At 73.8% G+C, this 16,567-nt stretch carries 16 protein-coding genes and 1 riboswitch; of the genes, 13 read left to right on the top strand and 3 right to left on the bottom strand.

Annotated elements, in window-relative coordinates; genetic code table 11:
* Positions 1-140 precede the first annotated feature (140 nt).
* The 11 genes from hpnC (at position 141) to ACIQKA_RS12310 (ending at position 10,996) form a co-directional block, all read left to right on the top strand.
* Positions 141-1,052: a squalene synthase HpnC gene (hpnC, locus tag ACIQKA_RS12360; RefSeq protein WP_383151402.1), complete on the top strand. Its 912-nt coding sequence runs from the start codon at positions 141-143 to the stop codon at positions 1,050-1,052.
* Positions 1,049-1,999, top strand: coding sequence for a presqualene diphosphate synthase HpnD (gene hpnD / locus ACIQKA_RS12355; RefSeq protein ID WP_383151401.1), 951 nt, complete (start codon positions 1,049-1,051; stop codon positions 1,997-1,999). The genes hpnC and hpnD overlap by 4 nt, the downstream gene beginning before the upstream one ends.
* The gene (locus ACIQKA_RS12350; RefSeq protein ID WP_402540851.1) at positions 1,996-2,334 is read left to right on the top strand and encodes a hypothetical protein; all 339 of its coding nucleotides are present in this window, start codon (positions 1,996-1,998) and stop codon (positions 2,332-2,334) included. Before hpnD ends, ACIQKA_RS12350 begins: the two co-directional genes overlap by 4 nt.
* Positions 2,331-3,731 carry a hydroxysqualene dehydroxylase HpnE gene (gene hpnE / locus ACIQKA_RS12345; RefSeq protein WP_402540849.1) on the top strand — a complete coding sequence of 467 codons (1,401 nt, stop codon included), beginning with the start codon at positions 2,331-2,333 and terminating at the stop codon, positions 3,729-3,731. The genes ACIQKA_RS12350 and hpnE overlap by 4 nt, the downstream gene beginning before the upstream one ends.
* Positions 3,728-4,828 carry a polyprenyl synthetase family protein gene (locus tag ACIQKA_RS12340; protein ID WP_383431330.1) on the top strand — a complete coding sequence of 367 codons (1,101 nt, stop codon included), beginning with the start codon at positions 3,728-3,730 and terminating at the stop codon, positions 4,826-4,828. Before hpnE ends, ACIQKA_RS12340 begins: the two co-directional genes overlap by 4 nt.
* Before the next feature lie 110 nt (positions 4,829-4,938).
* Entirely contained in the window at positions 4,939-6,978 is a 2,040-nt protein-coding gene (shc, locus tag ACIQKA_RS12335) for a squalene--hopene cyclase (protein ID WP_383151396.1), read from the top strand.
* On the top strand, positions 6,978-7,652 hold the full coding sequence (locus ACIQKA_RS12330) for a 1-hydroxy-2-methyl-2-butenyl 4-diphosphate reductase (protein ID WP_386367782.1): 675 nt from the start codon (positions 6,978-6,980) through the stop codon (positions 7,650-7,652). Before shc ends, ACIQKA_RS12330 begins: the two co-directional genes overlap by 1 nt.
* Positions 7,653-7,659: 7 nt before the next feature.
* Entirely contained in the window at positions 7,660-8,682 is a 1,023-nt protein-coding gene (hpnH, locus tag ACIQKA_RS12325; protein WP_383151394.1) for an adenosyl-hopene transferase HpnH, read from the top strand.
* Between the two features lie 7 nt (positions 8,683-8,689).
* Entirely contained in the window at positions 8,690-10,078 is a 1,389-nt protein-coding gene (locus ACIQKA_RS12320) for an aspartate aminotransferase family protein (RefSeq protein WP_402540848.1), read from the top strand.
* Positions 10,079-10,170: 92 nt separating this feature from the next.
* Positions 10,171-10,800 (top strand): helix-turn-helix domain-containing protein, encoded by a 630-nt coding sequence (locus ACIQKA_RS12315; protein WP_383151392.1) that lies wholly within the window; start codon positions 10,171-10,173, stop codon positions 10,798-10,800.
* Between the two features lie 46 nt (positions 10,801-10,846).
* Positions 10,847-10,996, top strand: coding sequence for a DUF6126 family protein (locus ACIQKA_RS12310; protein ID WP_383151534.1), 150 nt, complete (start codon positions 10,847-10,849; stop codon positions 10,994-10,996).
* 24 nt (positions 10,997-11,020) lie between these two features.
* Here ACIQKA_RS12310 and ACIQKA_RS12305 read toward each other — a convergent pair whose 3' ends face one another.
* Positions 11,021-11,842 (bottom strand): tyrosine-protein phosphatase, encoded by an 822-nt coding sequence (locus tag ACIQKA_RS12305; protein ID WP_383151391.1) that lies wholly within the window; start codon positions 11,840-11,842, stop codon positions 11,021-11,023.
* A gap of 416 nt (positions 11,843-12,258) precedes the next feature.
* Positions 12,259-12,418, top strand: a riboswitch (cyclic di-AMP (ydaO/yuaA leader).
* Positions 12,419-12,421: 3 nt separating this feature from the next.
* Between ACIQKA_RS12305 and ACIQKA_RS12300 the strand changes: the two genes are divergently transcribed.
* Complete coding sequence (locus tag ACIQKA_RS12300) at positions 12,422-13,390, top strand: peptidoglycan DD-metalloendopeptidase family protein (protein WP_402540846.1); 969 nt, start codon at positions 12,422-12,424, stop codon at positions 13,388-13,390.
* 158 nt (positions 13,391-13,548) lie between these two features.
* A complete protein-coding gene (locus ACIQKA_RS12295; RefSeq protein ID WP_383152086.1) occupies positions 13,549-14,361 on the top strand; it encodes an SGNH/GDSL hydrolase family protein in 813 nt (270 codons plus the stop codon).
* On the opposite strand, the gene ACIQKA_RS12290 is transcribed toward ACIQKA_RS12295, so the two are convergent.
* Entirely contained in the window at positions 14,348-15,208 is an 861-nt protein-coding gene (locus tag ACIQKA_RS12290; RefSeq protein ID WP_383152085.1) for an STM4011 family radical SAM protein, read from the bottom strand. The genes ACIQKA_RS12295 and ACIQKA_RS12290 overlap by 14 nt on opposite strands.
* 9 nt (positions 15,209-15,217) lie before the next feature.
* Positions 15,218-16,561, bottom strand: coding sequence for an STM4012 family radical SAM protein (locus ACIQKA_RS12285; protein ID WP_390108561.1), 1,344 nt, complete (start codon positions 16,559-16,561; stop codon positions 15,218-15,220).
* Between the last annotated feature and the right edge of the window lie 6 nt (positions 16,562-16,567).

The following is a 16,567-nucleotide window of genomic DNA, read 5'->3' as shown; positions in this document are numbered from 1 at the left end:
CGGCCCTACGGGCAGGGGTCGGCGGCGTGTCCGAAATAGGATGGATTGGGTCAGCAGTGTAGAACGGGAGACGTGACGGCCATGACGCAGAATCTCCAGCTCCACGAGGGTGTCGCCGTCCCTCCGCCGGGCAGCGACCGGTGACGGACCCCCGACAGGCGCGCCCCGGCGCCACCTCGCGGGCCACACTCGGCAAGGCGGCGGACGAGAACTTCCCCGTCGCCCCCTTCTTCCTGCCCCGCGCCTGGCGCGACGACCTCATGGCCGTCTACGGCTACGCCCGGCTCGTCGACGACATCGGCGACGGCGACCTCGCCCCCGGCGGCGCCGACGCCCGGTACCTCGGCGTCCCCCCGGAGGAGGCCGGGGACCGGCTCGTCCTCCTCGACGCCCTGGAGGCCGACCTCCACCGCGTGTACGACTCCACCCCGCGCCACCCCCTGCTGCGCGCCCTCCGGCCGACCGTCGAGCGGTGCGGGCTCGCCCCCGAGCCCTTCCTCGGCCTGATCGCCGCCAACCGCCAGGACCAGCTGGTCGGCCGGTACGAGACGTACGACGACCTCCTCGCGTACTGCGAGCTCTCCGCCGACCCCGTCGGCCGCCTCGTCCTCGGGATCACCGGCACCGCCACCCCCGAGCGGATCCGGCTCTCCGACGGGATCTGCACCGCCCTCCAGATCGTCGAGCACCTCCAGGACGTCGCCGAGGACCTCGGCCGCGGCCGGATCTACCTGCCCGCCGAGGACCTCAAGCGGTTCCACGTCACCGAGGACGACCTGGCCCGGCCCACCGCCGGCGCCTCCGTCCGCGCCCTGATCGCCTTCGAGGCCGAGCGGGCCCGGGAACTGCTCCACGAGGGCATCCCCCTCGTCGGCAGCGTCCACGGCCGCCTCCGGCTGCTCCTGGCCGGATTCACCGCCGGGGGCCTCGCGGCCCTCGACGCGATCACCGACGCGGGATTCGACGTACTGACCGGCCCGCCGGGGCCCACCAAGCCGAGCCTGATGCGCCGGGCGGGAGAGGTCCTGCTCCGGGCGCGGAGAGAGGGGTGACCGTGACCGTGGAGGGACAGCACCAGCCGTCCGCACCGGTACAGGCCGCCTACAGCTACTGCGAGGCGGTCACCGGGCAGCAGGCCCGCAACTTCGCCTACGGGATCCGGCTGCTGCCGGCCGAGAAGCGCCAGGCGATGTCCGCGCTCTACGCCTTCTCGCGGCGCGTCGACGACATCGGCGACGGCACGCTCGCGCCCGGCGAGAAGAAGGAGCGCCTGGAGGCCACCCGGGACCTGCTCGACCGGATCCGCTCCGACAAGATCGACGAGGACGACACCGACCCGGTCGCCGTCGCCCTCGCCGACTCCGCCCGGCGCTTCCCGATCCCGCTCGACGGCCTCGACGAGCTCATCGACGGCGTCCTCATGGACGTCCACGGCGCCACCTACGAGACCTGGGACGACCTCAAGGTCTACTGTCGCTGCGTCGCCGGCGCCATCGGCCGCCTCTCCCTCGGCGTCTTCGGCACCCAGCCGGGCGCCCACGGCGCCGACCGGGCCCCCGAGTACGCCGACACCCTGGGGCTCGCGCTCCAACTCACCAACATCCTCAGGGACGTGCGCGAGGACGCGGAGAACGGGCGCACCTACCTGCCCGCCGACGACCTCGCCAAGTTCGGCTGCGGGGACGGCTTCGGCGGACCCCTGCCCGAGGGCTCCGACTTCGCCGGGCTCGTCCACTTCGAAGTGCGGCGCGCCCGCGCCCTGTTCGCCGAGGGCTACCGGCTCCTCCCCATGCTCGACCGGCGCAGCGGCGCCTGCGTGGCGGCCATGGCCGGCATCTACCGCCGCCTGCTCGACCGGATCGAGCGCGACCCGGAGGCAGTCCTGCGCGGCCGCGTCTCGCTGCCGGGCCGCGAGAAGGCGTACGTCGCGGTGCGCGGCCTCTCCGGCCTCGACACCCGCCACATCGCCCGGCGCGACGTCAGGAGGCGCACCCGATGAGCCCGCACGCACCGCCCCTCCCGGCCACGCCCGGAACCGCGCTCCGCCCGGCCGCCGGCACCGGCTCCCGCCCGGCCGCCGGCACCGCGCTCCGCACGGCCGTCGGTACCGGCTCCCGCACGGCCGTCGACACCGGTCTCCGTACGGCCACCGACACCGCGTTCCGCACGGCCGCCGGTCCCGGTCTTCGTGCGGTCGGCGCCTCCGGGGCAACCCTCGGCGCCGCTCCGGCGTCCCCGACCAGGGCCGTCGCGCACGGTCCGCGACCGACCCCCACCCCACCGGCCCCGTCCGCGACGGGCCCGGACACGACGCACCGATCGGAGGCCGCGTGACCCGCGACGCAATCGGGCAGGGCGCCCGGCAGGCCCACGCCGTCGTCGTCGGCGGCGGGCTCGCCGGGACCACCGCCGCGCTCCAGCTCGCCGACGCGGGCGTCCGCGTCACCCTCCTCGAAGGCCGGCCCCGGCTCGGCGGCCTCGCCTTCTCCTTCCGCCGCGGCGAGCTGACCGTCGACAACGGCCAGCATGTCTACCTGCGCTGCTGCACCGCCTACCGCTGGTTCCTCGACCGGATCGACGGCGCCCGGCTCGCCCCCGTGCAGGACCGCCTCGACGTGCCCGTCCTCGACGTCGGCCACCGCCGCGGCCCCCGGCTCGGCCGGATCCGCCGCGACGACCTGCCCGTCCCGCTCCACCTCGCCCGCAGCCTGGCGACCTACCCGCACCTCAGCGCCGTCGAGCGCGTGAGCGTCGGCCGGGCCGCCCTCGCCCTGAGCCGGCTCGACCCCGCCGACCCGGCCCTCGACGGCATCGACTTCGCCACCTGGCTCGGCCGCCACGGGCAGTCCCCGCGCGCCGTCGAGGCCCTGTGGGACCTGGTCGGCGTCGCCACCCTCAACGCCACCGCCCCGCACGCCTCCATGGCCCTGGCCGCCATGGTCTTCAAGACCGGACTCCTCTCCGAGCCCGGCGCCGCCGACATCGGCTGGGCCCGCGTGCCGCTCGGCGAGCTCCACGACACCCTGGCCGGGAAGGCCCTCGCCGCCGCCGGGGTGCGCACCGAACTGCGCGCCAAGGCCGAGCGGATCTCCCGCACCGGCGACGGGCGCTGGACCGTCGAGGTGCCCGGCGAGACCATCGAGGCCGACGCCGTCGTCCTCGCCGTACCGCAGCACGAGGCCCACGCCCTGCTCCCCGAGGGCGCCCTCGACGACCCCGACCGGCTCCTCGACATCGGCACCGCCCCCATCCTCAACCTGCATGTCGTCTACGACCGCAAGGTGCTCAAGCGGCCCTTCTTCACCGCCCTCGGCTCCCCGGTGCAGTGGGTCTTCGACCGCACCGACGCCTCCGGGCTCAAGGGCGGCGGCCAGTACCTCGCCGTCTCCCAGTCCGCCGCCCAGGACGACATCGACGAGCCCGTCGCCGTCCTGCGCGAGCGCTACCTCCCGGAGCTGGAGCGGCTGCTGCCCGCCGCCCGCGGCGCCGGGGTGCGCGACTTCTTCGTCACCAGGGAGCGGACGGCGACGTTCGACCCCGCCCCGGGCGTCGGCCGGCTCCGCCCCGGCGCCCGCACCCGGGCACCGGGCCTCCACCTGGCCGGAGCCTGGACCGCCACCGGCTGGCCCGCGACCATGGAGGGGGCCGTCCGCAGTGGTTTCAGCGCCGCGGGCGCGGCGCTCTCCGCCCTCGGCCGCCGCCATGACCATCCGCTGCAGGAGGCGGTATGAGTGTGAGTACCGGAACAAGAGGAGAGACCGTGCCGACAGCGCCGCCGGGACACCCGGCCGTCGACACCGCGGACGTGTCCGCACTGCTGGAGCGGGGACGGACCCTGTCCACCCCCGTACTGCGGGCGGCCGTCGACCGCCTCGCGCCGCCCATGGACACCGTGGCCGCCTACCACTTCGGCTGGATCGACGCGCAGGGCAACCCCGCCGACGGCGACGGCGGCAAGGCCGTCCGCCCGGCCCTCGCCCTGCTGTCGGCCGAGGCCGCGGGCGCCGCGCCCGAGGTCGGGATCCCCGGCGCCGTCGCCGTGGAGCTCGTCCACAACTTCTCGCTCCTCCACGACGACCTGATGGACGGCGACGAGCAGCGCCGCCACCGCGACACCGTGTGGAAGGTGCACGGCCCCGCGCAGGCCATCCTCGTCGGCGACGCCCTCTTCGCCCTCGCCAACGAACTGCTCCTCGAACTCGGCACCGTCGAGGCCGGGCGGGCCACCCGCCGCCTCACCACGGCCACCCGCAAGCTCATCGACGGGCAGGCCCAGGACATCTCCTACGAGCACCGCGAGCGGGTCACCGTCGAGGAGTGCCTGGAGATGGAGGGCAACAAGACTGGCGCCCTCCTGGCCTGCGCCGTCTCCATCGGCGCCGTCCTCGGCGGGGCCGACGACCGGACCGCCGACAAGCTGGAGGAGTACGGCTACCACCTCGGCCTCGCCTTCCAGGCCGTCGACGACCTGCTCGGCATCTGGGGCGACCCGGAGTCCACCGGCAAGCAGACCTGGAGCGACCTGCGCCAGCGCAAGAAGTCCCTGCCCGTCGTCGCCGCCCTCGCCGCCGGCGGACCGGCCTCCGAGCGGCTCGGCGAGCTGCTCGCCGCCGACGCCAAGTCCAGCGACTTCGCCTCCTTCTCCGAGGAGGAGTTCGCCTTCCGGGCCGCCCTCATCGAGGAGGCCGGGGGCCGGGAGTGGACCTCCCAGGAGGCCCGCCGCCAGCACGCCGTCGCGATCGCGGCCCTGGACGAGGTGGACATGCCCGCCCGGGTGCGGGACCAGCTCGTCGCCCTCGCCGACTTCGTGGTCGTGCGGAAGAGATGATCACCATCACCCTGATATGAGTTCGCGGTCGCCGGCCGGTGCCCCACCCGGCGCCGGCCGACGGCAGACCCGCAGGAGCAGAAGGAAACAGACTGCACGAAGGGGAAGCCATGACAGCGACGACCGACGGAAACGCCGGGGCCGTGAGCCCCCGGACGGCCGTGGCCGGCGAGACGACCGACACCGCCCTCCCGGAGGGGACCGCCCCCGCGCCGGGAAGAGCCCGCCCGGAGGGGGCCGACCCCGTCCCGGGAAGACTCGACGAGACCGCCGCGCGGGCCGCGGCGCGGGCCGCCGAGAACCTGCTCGCCCGCCAGGACCCGGCGGGCTGGTGGAAGGGCGACCTGGAGACGAACGTCACCATGGACGCCGAGGACCTGCTCCTCCGCCAGTTCCTGGGCATCCTCGACCCCGACACCACCCGGGCCGCGGCCCTCCACATCCGCCGCGAGCAGCGCGAGGACGGCGCCTGGGCCACCTTCTACGGCGGGCCCGGCGAACTCTCCGCCACCGTCGAGGCCTACGTGGCCCTGCGGCTCGCCGGCGACCTGCCCGAGGCCCCGCACATGGCCCGCGCCTCCGCCTGGGTCCGCGCCCGCGGCGGCATCGCGTCCGCCCGGGTCTTCACCCGGATCTGGCTCGCCCTCTTCGGCTGGTGGCGCTGGGAGGACCTGCCCGAGCTGCCCCCCGAGCTGCTCTTCCTGCCCAAGTGGTTCCCGCTCAACATCTACGACTTCGGCTGCTGGGCCCGCCAGACGATCGTGCCGCTCACCGTGGTCTCCGCCAAGCGCCCGGTCCGCCCCGCGCCCTTCCCGCTCGACGAGCTGCACACCGACCCGGCCCGCCCCAACCCGCCCCGCCCGCTCGCCCCGGCGACCGGCTGGGACGGGATCTTCCAGCGGCTCGACAAGGCGCTGCACCTCTACCACCGGGTGGCGCCGCGCCCGCTGCGCCGGGTGGCCATGGACCTCGCCGCGCGGTGGATCGTCGAGCGCCAGGAGAACGACGGCTGCTGGGGCGGCATCCAGCCCCCCGCCGTCTACTCGATCATCGCCCTCCACCTCCTCGGCCACGACCTCGGCCACCCCGTCATGCGGGCCGGTCTGGAGTCCCTCGACCGGTTCGCCGTCCGGCGCGAGGACGGCTCCCGGATGGTCGAGGCCTGCCAGTCCCCGGTCTGGGACACCTGCCTCGCCACCATCGCCCTCGCCGACGCCGGACTCCCGCCCGACCACCCGGCCCTGGTGAAGGCCGTCGACTGGATGCTCGACGAGGAGATCACCCGCACCGGGGACTGGGCGGTGCGCCGGCCCGGACTCCCGCCGGGCGGCTGGGCGTTCGAGTTCCACAACGACAACTACCCCGACACCGACGACACCGCCGAGGTGCTGCTCGCCCTGCGCCGGGTCCGGCACCCCGACCCCGCCCGGGTCGAGGCCGCCGCCGCCCGGGGCGCGCGCTGGACCCTCGGCATGCAGTCCCGCAACGGCGCCTGGGGCGCCTTCGACGCCGACAACACCAGCCCCTTCCCCAACAAGCTGCCCTTCTGCGACTTCGGCGAGGTCGTCGACCCGCCCTCCGCCGACGTCACCGCCCACGTGGTGGAGATGCTGGCCCACGAGGGCCTGGCCCGGGACCCGCGCACCCTGCGGGGGATCGAGTGGCTGCTCGCCGAACAGGAGCCGCACGGCGGCTGGTTCGGCCGCTGGGGCGTCAACCACGTGTACGGGACGGGGTCGGTGCTCCCGGCCCTCGCCGCCGCCGGGATCCCCGCCTCCCACCCGGCGGTCCGCCGGGCCGTCGCCTGGCTCGGTTCCGTGCAGAACGAGGACGGCGGCTGGGGCGAGGACCTCCGCTCGTACCAGGACGAGCAGTGGGTCGGGCGCGGAGCCTCCACCGCCTCCCAGACCGCGTGGGCGCTGATCGCGCTGCTCGCGGCGGGCGAGCGCGAGTCCGAGCCGGTCCGCCGGGGGATCTCCTGGCTGGTCGAGACCCAGCTCCCGGACGGCTCCTGGGACGAGCCGCACTTCACCGGCACCGGCTTCCCCTGGGACTTCTCGATCAACTACCACCTCTACCGCCAGGTCTTCCCCCTCACCGCGCTCGGCCGTTACGTGTACGGGGAGCCGACGCCCCGCCGGGAGGGCTGATGGGCCGCGCGCCGGCCCCCGGCGCCGCCACCCCGCCGCTGCTGATCGCCTGCGCGCTCGGCATCGAGCAGCTCGCCCTGCGCAGCGGCGACCGGGGCGGCGCCCCCGGCCCGGTCACCGTGCTGCGGACGGGCATGGGCCCCGAGCGGGCCCGGGCCGCCGTCTCCCGGGCGCTGGGGGAGCGGCACCGGTGGGACGCGGCCGTGATCGCCTCCGGGTTCTGCGCGGGGCTCGCCCCGGGCATGCACCCCGGGGACCTGATCGTCGCCGACGAGACCCGCGGACCCGACGGCTCCACCTCGTGCACCGGCACGGACCTGCTGGTGAAGGCCCTGGTCAAGGCGGTGCCGGGGCGGTCCGTGCACGTCGGTCCGCTGAGCGGCTCCGACCACGTGGTGCGGGGCCCCGAGCGGGCCGCGCTGCGCGGCACCGGGGCGATCGCCGTCGACATGGAGTCCGCCGCGACCCTGCGGACCGCGCGGGCCGCCGGGGCCTTCGGGGAGGGGCCGGGCGCGCGTCCGGTTGCGGCCGTCCGGGTGGTCGTGGACGCTCCAGAACATGAGCTGGTCCGCATTGGGACGGTACGCGGGGGAATATCGGCCTTTCGCGTCCTTCGTTCCGTGCTTCCCGCTTTCTACGAATGGCACCGTTCTTTGCTGCTCCCCAGGAGGTGAGCGAGTTATGGCCATGCCGCTCCGCCAGTCCGTCCGGGTCGGGACCTACCTCTTCGAACAGAAGCTCCGCAAGCGCGACAAGTTCCCGCTGATCGTCGAGCTCGAACCGCTCTTCGCCTGCAACCTCAAGTGCGAGGGCTGCGGAAAGATCCAGCACCCGGCGGGTGTCCTCAAGCAGCGCATGCCGGTCGCCCAGGCGGTCGGCGCGGTCCTGGAGTCCGGCGCCCCCATGGTGTCCATCGCGGGCGGCGAGCCCCTGATGCACCCTCAGATCCACGAGATCGTCCGGCAGTTGGTGGCGAGGAAGAAGTACGTCTTCCTCTGCACCAACGCGATGCTGCTCCGCAAGAAGCTGGAGAACTTCACCCCCTCCCCGTACTTCGCCTTCGCCGTGCACATCGACGGGCTGCGCGAGCGCCACGACGAGTCCGTGGCCAAGGAGGGCGTGTTCGACGAGGCGGTGGCGGCGATCAAGGAGGCCAAGCGGCGCGGCTTCCGGGTCACCACCAACTCGACCTTCTTCAACACCGACACCCCGCAGACCATCATCGAGGTGCTCGACTACCTCAACGACGACCTCCAGGTCGACGAGATGATGATCTCACCCGCCTACGCCTACGAGAAGGCCCCCGACCAGGAGCACTTCCTCGGCGTCGAGCAGACCCGGGAGCTCTTCAAGAAGGCGTTCGCCGGCGGGAACCGGCGCCGCTGGCGGCTGAACCACTCGCCGCTCTTCCTGGACTTCCTGGAGGGCAAGGCCGACTTCCCCTGCACCGCCTGGGCCATCCCGAACTACTCCCTCTTCGGCTGGCAGCGCCCCTGCTACCTGATGAGCGACGGCTACGTCCCCACGTACCGCGAGCTCGTCGAGGAGACCGACTGGGAGAAGTACGGCCGCGGCAAGGACCCGCGCTGCGCCAACTGCATGGCGCACTGCGGCTACGAGCCCACCGCCGTCCTCGCCACCATGGGCTCCCTCAAGGAGTCCCTGCGCGCGGTCCGGGAGACCGCCTCCGGGAACAGCAGGTGAGCGGCGCGTGACCGGCGGCGGGTTCGACCTGCGGGCGCTGCTCGCCGGGCGCGGCGGCGAGCGGTACGAGCTGCACGACCGGTACCTCAACCCCCAGCTGCCGCGCATGCTCCGCACCATCGGCTTCGACAAGGTGTACGAGCGGGCCGAGGGCGCCCACTTCTGGGACGCCGACGGGAACGACTACCTGGACATGCTCGCCGGCTTCGGCGTGATGGGCCTCGGACGGCACCACCCCGTCGTCCGGCAGGCCCTCCACGACGTCCTGGACGCCGACCTCGCCGACCTCACCCGCTTCGACTGCCAGCCGCTGCCCGGCCTCCTCGCCGAGCGGCTGCTGGCCCACAGCCCCCACCTCGACCGGGTCTTCTTCGGCAACAGCGGCACCGAGGCCGTGGAGACCGCCCTGAAGTTCGCCCGGTACGCCACCGGGCAGCCCAGGATCGTCTACTGCGCCCACGCCTTCCACGGGCTCACCACCGGATCCCTCTCCGTCAACGGCGAGCGGGGCTTCCGGGACGGCTTCGCCCCGCTCCTGCCGGACACCGCGATCGCCCTCGGCGACCTCGACGCCCTGGAGCGGGAGCTGCGGAAGGGGGACGTGGCCGGCTTCGTCGTGGAGCCGGTCCAGGGCAAGGGCGTCCACGCGGCCCCGCCGGGCTTCCTGCGCGCCGCCCAGGAGCTGCTGCGCCGGCACGGCGCCCTGCTGATCGCGGACGAGGTGCAGACCGGTCTCGGCAGGACCGGCGACTTCTACGCGTACCAGCACGAGGAGGGCGTCGAGCCGGACCTCGTCTGCGTCGCGAAGGCGCTCTCCGGCGGCTACGTGCCGGTCGGCGCCACCCTCGGCAAGGACTGGATCTTCAAGAAGGTCTACTCGTCGATGGACCGGGTCCTGGTCCACTCCGCGAGCTTCGGCTCGAACGCGCAGGCCATGGCCGCCGGGCTCGCCGTCCTCTCGGTGATGGAGGACGAGGGCACGGTCGCCCGCGCGCGCCGGATCGGCGACCTGCTCTCCGGCCGCCTGAAGGAGCTGGTGCCCCGGTACGAGCTGCTGCACGAGATCCGCGGGCGAGGGCTGATGATCGGCATCGAGTTCGGCCGGCCGTCCTCGCTCGGACTGCGCGGCCGCTGGACGATGCTCCAGGCGGCCCGCAAGGGCCTCTTCGCCCAGATGGTCGTCGTTCCGCTGCTCCAGCGGCACAGGATCCTCACCCAGGTCTCCGGGGACCACCTGGAGGTGATCAAGCTGATTCCGCCGCTCGTCGTCGACGAGGCGGACGTGGACCGGTTCGTCACCGCCTTCACGGCCGTCATGGACGAGGCCCACGGGGGCGGCGGGCTGATGTGGGACTTCGGGAAGACCCTGGTCAGGCAGGCGGTCGCCCAGCGCTGACGCGGGGCGGTCCCCGGCGCGGACCGCCCTTCCGGGTTTGCCTCCGGGGCAAGAAATTTGCCTCGGAGGCACGATTCTGGCGGAATGGACGCATGGACCACGTCCCCGGGGCGCCCTCCCCGGACCACGCCGACTCCGGCGCCCTGCCCGACGTCGCCCCGCAGCTGCGGGCCCAGCGCCGCCGCCGGGGGCTCACCCTGGAGGCCGCCGCCCGGCGGGCCGGCCTCTCGCCGGCCCACCTCTCGCGCCTGGAGACGGGGAACCGGCAGCCCTCGCTGCCGATGCTGCTCGCCCTGTCCCGCATCTACGGTACGACGGTCTCCGAGCTCCTGGGAGAGGCGCCCCCCGAGCGCGATCCCGTGGTCCGGGCCGACCGCTCCGAGCCCGTCGAGGCCGACGGCTGGATCTACCGCCAGGCGGGCGGCGCCGGGCGCGCCCTCCAGTGCCTGCGGGTGCACGTGCCGTACGCCACCCGGGCCGACATCGTGCGCGTCCACCCCGGCGAGGAGTGGATCCACGTCCTGGAGGGCCGGGTGCGGCTCGCGCTCGGCGAGGCGGTCCACGTCCTCGATCCCGGGGACGGCGCGCACTTCGACTCGCTCACCCCGCACCGGATCGGCGCCGCCACCCCCGGCGGGGCCGAGCTGCTCTTCGTCCACACCCTGATGCAGAGCCCCGTCGCCGAGCTGTGCCTCGGTGACGGGACCCCGCACCGGCGCTGACCGCCGGAACGATTCTTCCGTGACGATTCTTCAGGAAAGGGCCGACATGTCCGAGAAGTCTTCATCCGTCACCGGCGAGGAGCGCGGGGAGGGCAAGTTCCCCAAGGGGCTGGTGCTCCGCCTCTTCGCCTACCTGATCGCCGGTCACCTCTTCGCCGGCTTCCTCTACCTGCTCTTCGCGATGGGCGCGAAGTGACGCCGAGCGGGCGCCGCCCGCTTCCTACGCCCCGGTGAGCAGGCGCTCCCGCAGCCGCTCGCGGGTCTCCGGGGACAGTGCGAGGCCTTCGGAGAAGTAGGCGTCCACCGAGCCCCAGGTCGTCTCGATCGTCTCGAAGGCGGCCCGCAGGTACTCCGCCCGCGCGTCGAAGAGCGGGGCCAGCAGCTCCATCACCTCGGGCCCCATGGCGTCCGGGGCGGTGGAGCTGCGGCGCACCTTGTAGCGGCGGTGCGGCTCGTTCGACTTCACGTAGTCGGCCTCGATCGCCGTCCGCTCGACCCCGACGGCGAGCAGGGTGATCGCGACGGCGAGCCCGGCGCGGTCCTTGCCCGCCGCGCAGTGCATCAGGGCCGGGACGCTCTCCTCCGCCATGGAGTGCAGGATCCGGCTGTGCTCCGCCGTCCGCTCGACCACCATCCGCCGGTACGAGTCGGACATCCGGGCCGCCGCCCTGCCGTCGCCGAGGATCTCCCTGAGCTGCGCGGTGTCGCCGTCGCGCACCAGCTTCCAGAACTCCTTGCCGTCGGCCGGGTCGTTGAGGGGTATGTTCACGTTCCGCACGCCGGGCAGCTCGACGTCCGGGCCCTCGATCCGCCGGTCGGCCTCGTTGCGGAAGTCGAAGACCGTGTGCAGCCCGAGCCCGGCGAGGAAGGCGGCGTCGTCCTCGGTGGCGTGGGCGAGGTGGCCGCTGCGGAAGAGGCGGCCGGGGCGGACCGCGCGCCCGTCCGTCGTCGGCAGGCCGCCCACGTCCCGGAAGTTGCGGACCTCCGTCAGCTCGGGCTCGTCGGCTTCTACGGGCGGGACCTGCGGCAGCTGCTGCGTCACGGATGCTCCTGGAAAGTCGGTGTTCGGATGCCCGACGCGAATCGGTTCCTGGGGCAATCATCCAGACGGGAGGGGTGCGGCGCACCCCCTCGGACGGGAATGAGCGATCTGTCCCAATTGAGGTATTGCGCATGCCGCGCCCCTATTGGGTCATTGCGTATAACGCGCCCTGTTTGCAGGCGAGATGGGATTCGGCGCGTGAGCAGGGTCATAGAAGTGACGGATCGTGGCCGGGAGTCCGGCGCGATTTCCGTACGGGAAAAGGGAGTCGGAGGAGCGTCGTCCACGGAGGGTGACCGGAATTCCGGCGGAACGATCTAGAGCGGAATGCCGGGGCAAAACGGCGGCTTGTTCGCGCCGACCCCGCTCGTCTAGCGTCACGCTCAATCCGGTCGGACCGCCGAATCCTGCCACCGTCCGGAATTCCACCCATCCCATGCGTGGCAGGAGCGGGGGACCCAGGAAGTACGCCGGTCCCGCGACACAGGACGGCTCGGGGTGAAGCCGCGCGCAAGCGCGGCCGGGCATCTCCAGTCCGAACCCGACAGCTCACCTCGCAGGCGCCGGAGAGGATTCGCCATGCCCGCGAAGGGTAAGCACCGCCGTCCCAAGAACAACCCCCTCACCCGCGGTTTCGCCGCCGCCGGTACGGGAGGCGCCGTCGTCGCCCTCCCGCTCCTCGGCGCCACGGGGGCCCACGCCGCCGAGCAGGCCGCCCCGGCCCCCGCCTCCGTCCGGTCCGCCGTCACCGCGCACGCCGTCGTGGCGAAGGCCGCCCCCGCGAAGGCCGCCGCCGAGACCGGACCCCGGACGTACTCCGTCGTCCCCGGCGACCACCTGTCGAAGATCGCCTCCGACCACCACCTCGCGGGCGGCTGGCAGAAGGTGTACGAGGACAACCGCCGGACCATCGGCGCGGACCCCTCGCTCATCCTGCCCGGCATGAAGCTCACCATCGGCGCCAAGGGCTCCGCCCCCGCCGGCCCGAAGAGCACCCACGGCGCCCAGGAGTCCGGCAAGAACGGCGACGACGCCCCCCGCGCCTCCCGCGAGAACCGCCGCGCCGCCGCCCCGGCCGCCGCCCCGAAGGCCGCGGAGCGCTCCACCGGCTCCTCGTCCCCCACCGGTTCCACCGCCTCCTCCTCCGGCTGGGTCGCCCCCGTCACCGGCGGCTTCTCCACCCCGTACCGCGCCTCCGGCTCCATGTGGTCCTCCGGCTACCACACCGGCGTCGACTTCATCGCCTCCTCCGGCACCACCGTCCGCGCCGTCGGCGTCGGCACGGTCGTCTCCGCCGGCTGGAGCGGCTCGTACGGCAACGAGGTCGTCATCAAGCACGCGGACGGCAACTACTCGCAGTACGCCCACCTCTCCTCCCTCTCGGTCTCGGCCGGACAGAGCGTCGACGGCGGGCAGCAGATCGGCCTCTCCGGCTCCACCGGCAACTCCACCGGTCCGCACCTGCACTTCGAGATCCGCACCACGCCGAGCTACGGCTCGGACGTGGACCCGCTGGCCTACCTGCGCCAGCACGGCGTCTCCGTCTGACGCTCTCCGGAACACCCCTTTCGGCGGCCCGGCACATCCGTGCCGGGCCGCCGGCCTATTCCGACTTGGCGGAATCTTTATCGGTGGCATATGTCACCCGTCGTCAACCCCTCCTTACGGTCGCGTAGGTCACACGCGAAAGGGAAGGATGTGCCCCCGTGGCAGACGATTCGAGATCAAGAGACAAGAACGCATTCGGGTCGTACGCGGCGATCGGTGACAGCTTCACCGAGGGCGTCGGAGACCCCGGCCCCGACGGGACGTACGTCGGCTGGGCGGACCGCTTCGCGGTCCTGCTCGCCGACCAGCTGCCGGAGCACGACGCCTTCCGCTACGCCAACCTGGCCGTACGCGGGCGCCTCCTCGACCAGATCGTGGCGGAACAGGTCCCCCGGGCGAAGGAACTCGCCCCCGACCTGGTGACCTTCTGCGCGGGCGGCAACGACATCATCCGCCCCGGCACCGACCCGGACGACGTGGCCGAGCGCTTCGAGCGCGCCGTCGCCGAACTGACCTCCGCCGTCGGGACCGTCATGGTGACCACCGGCTTCGACACCCGCGACGTCCCCGTGCTCCGGCACCTGCGCGGCAAGATCGCCACCTACACCGCGCACGTCCGCGCCATCGCGGACCGCCACGGCTGCCCGGTCCTCGACCTGTGGTCCCTGAAGTCCGTGCAGGACCGGCGGGCCTGGGACGGTGACCGGCTGCACCTCTCGCCCGAGGGGCACACCCGGGTCGCCCTGCGCGCCGCCCAGGTCATCGGCCTGCCGGTGCCCGCCGACCCCGACCAGGCGTGGCCGCCGGTCCCGCCGCGCGGCTCCCTCGAAGTGCGCCGCGACAACATCCAGTGGGCGCGGGAGTACCTCGTGCCCTGGATCGGGCGCCGGCTGCGCGGCGAGAGCTCCGGGGACCACGTCGAGGCCAAGCGCCCCGACCTGATGCCCCTCGGCGACCTCATGCCCCTGTAGCGGGCGGCGCGGCGGGGATCCGCTCCAGGACCCCGCCCGCGAACACGTCGTACAGCGGCAGCGTCTCCAGGTGGACGTAGCCGATGTGGCAGTCGCAGACGGCGAGGGGGCAGGCGCGGGGGCGCAGGGCGGCGCGGTACGAACCGTCGTACAGGTTCCCCAGTTCGGCCTTGACGAAGTGGCAGCGCCGCACCGTCCCCGCGCCGTCCACCGAGATCACCGACTCGCCGGTGCGGCAGGGCAGCCCCGCCGAGCGGTGCGGATGCCGGCTGTACGGGAAGAGCGGGTCGAGCTCCGTCCACCCGTCGGCCTCCGCGTCGGTGTACGCGTGCCCCTCGGCCGCGTTCACCCACAGGTACACGTGCGGCGGCAGCGCGTCCCGCAGCCGCCGCGCGTGCTCCCGGTGCTCCGGGAGCCCCACCACGCCCACGCTGAACCGCACGCCCCGCTCCGCCAGGTCGTGGCACTTGGCGAGGAAGCGCCCGTACGGCGTCTGCCCGGGGTGGTACGTGCACCAGAGCGCCACGCGCTCCGGGTCCGCGTCCGCCAGCCAGTCGGTCCGGCAGCTCAGATTGGTCTGGATCGCCACCCGCTCGACGTGCGGCAGCCGCGACAGCTCGACGAGCGCCCGCCGGTACCAGGAGCGCACCAGACCCTCGCCCCACGGCGTGAACAGGATCCGCAGCCGGTCACCGGTCTGCGCGGCGGCCCACCCGGTGAACCGTTCGAGCGCCGCCCGGTCCGCGCGCAACCGCTCCCGGCTGTCCCGGCGCTTGGCGAAGGGGCAGTAGGGACAGTCGTAGTCGCAGGAGGAGAGCGGCCCCCGGTAGAGCAGCGTCAGGTCCACGGCCGCCCCCTACTTCGGCTCGTACGCGGCCATCGCGGCCCGCACCCCGGGTGAGAACAGCTCCGGACCGAGCCCGTCCGAGTGCGCCAGGCCCTCCGGCGAGAGCCGCAGCAGCCCCGCCGGGGCCTCCCCGTCCAGCCAGCCGAGCGCCTCGAACCGGCCCAGCTCCCCGGGGAAGTCCGCGAACGGCGAGGAGCCGAACCGCTCCTCGTACCCGGCGACCGCCATCCCCTCCGCCTGGAGCAGCGACTGGAGCAGATGGCGGCGGCGTGCCTCCCCGGCGTCGACCCACCGGCCCACCCGGGCGCGCGAGAAGTCGCCGGTCTCCGTGTAGGCGTCGATGATCGAGCGGATCTCCCGCATGTCGACGGCGTAGTCGAAGGAGTAGTGCAGGGCCGAGGTGTACGAACGGGCCCCGCAGCCCAGGCCGATCATCCCGTCCGTCTGGCACGCGTGGTCGTCCGGACCGAGCGGCGCCGCGTCCCCCCGCCGGAACATCCGCATCGACACCTGCTCGTAGCCGTGCTCCAGGAGGTGGTCCCGGCCGCGGCGGTAGAGCCGCAGCCGCCGCTCGTCCCACTCCCGGTCGTCCTCCGGGGGCGTCCGGCCCAGACCGGTCAGCGGCCGGACGTACAGCGGGTAGAGGTACAGCTCCTCCGGACGCCAGGCCAGGGCCGCGTCCAGGGAGCGGCACCAGGACTCCTCGGTCTGCCCGTCGATCCCGTAGATCAGGTCGACGTTGAGCACGGGGACGCCGGTGTCCCGGATCCGGCCGAGCGCCGCCTCGACGTCCGCGCGCCGCTGCGGCCGGACCGCCGCCCGCGCCTCGGCCTCCACGAAGCTCTGCACCCCGATGCTGAGCCGGGTCGCGCCCCGCTCCGCGAGCACCGCGAGCCGGTCGGCGGTCGCGGTCGCGGGCGAGGTCTCCACGGACAGCGGCACCGCCCGCAGGTCCGCGCCCATGCGCCGCTCCGCGATGTCGCAGAGCCGCTCCAGCTCGGCGGCGGTCAGGAAGGTGGGCGTGCCGCCGCCGAACGCGGCCGTGGCGAACCGGACCGGCCCCGCGTCCCCGAGCGCCTCGCGCACGGCGGTCGCCTGCCGGTCGAGGGCGTCCAGGTAGCGGGTGGTCAGCTCGCCGGGGGCGCCGATCCGGGTGAAGAGGTTGCAGAAGCCGCAGCGGACCTCGCAGAACGGCACGTGCGCGTAGAGCGAGAGCGCGTCCTTCGGCTCCCCGGCCCAGAGCGCGGCGAGCTCCGGCGGATCGGGCAGCTCCCGGTACGCGGTCTTGTGCGGGTAGGCGTAGACGTAGCTGCGGTACGGGCGGGGCGCGGGCGCGGAGGGGCGGGTGCTCACGCGGCG

Source organism: Streptomyces sp. NPDC092045, assembly GCF_044756005.1.
GTDB lineage: Bacteria > Actinomycetota > Actinomycetes > Streptomycetales > Streptomycetaceae > Streptomyces.
The sequence above is the reverse complement of the archived record's forward strand: the minus strand, read 5'-3'. Positions and strand labels throughout refer to the sequence as shown.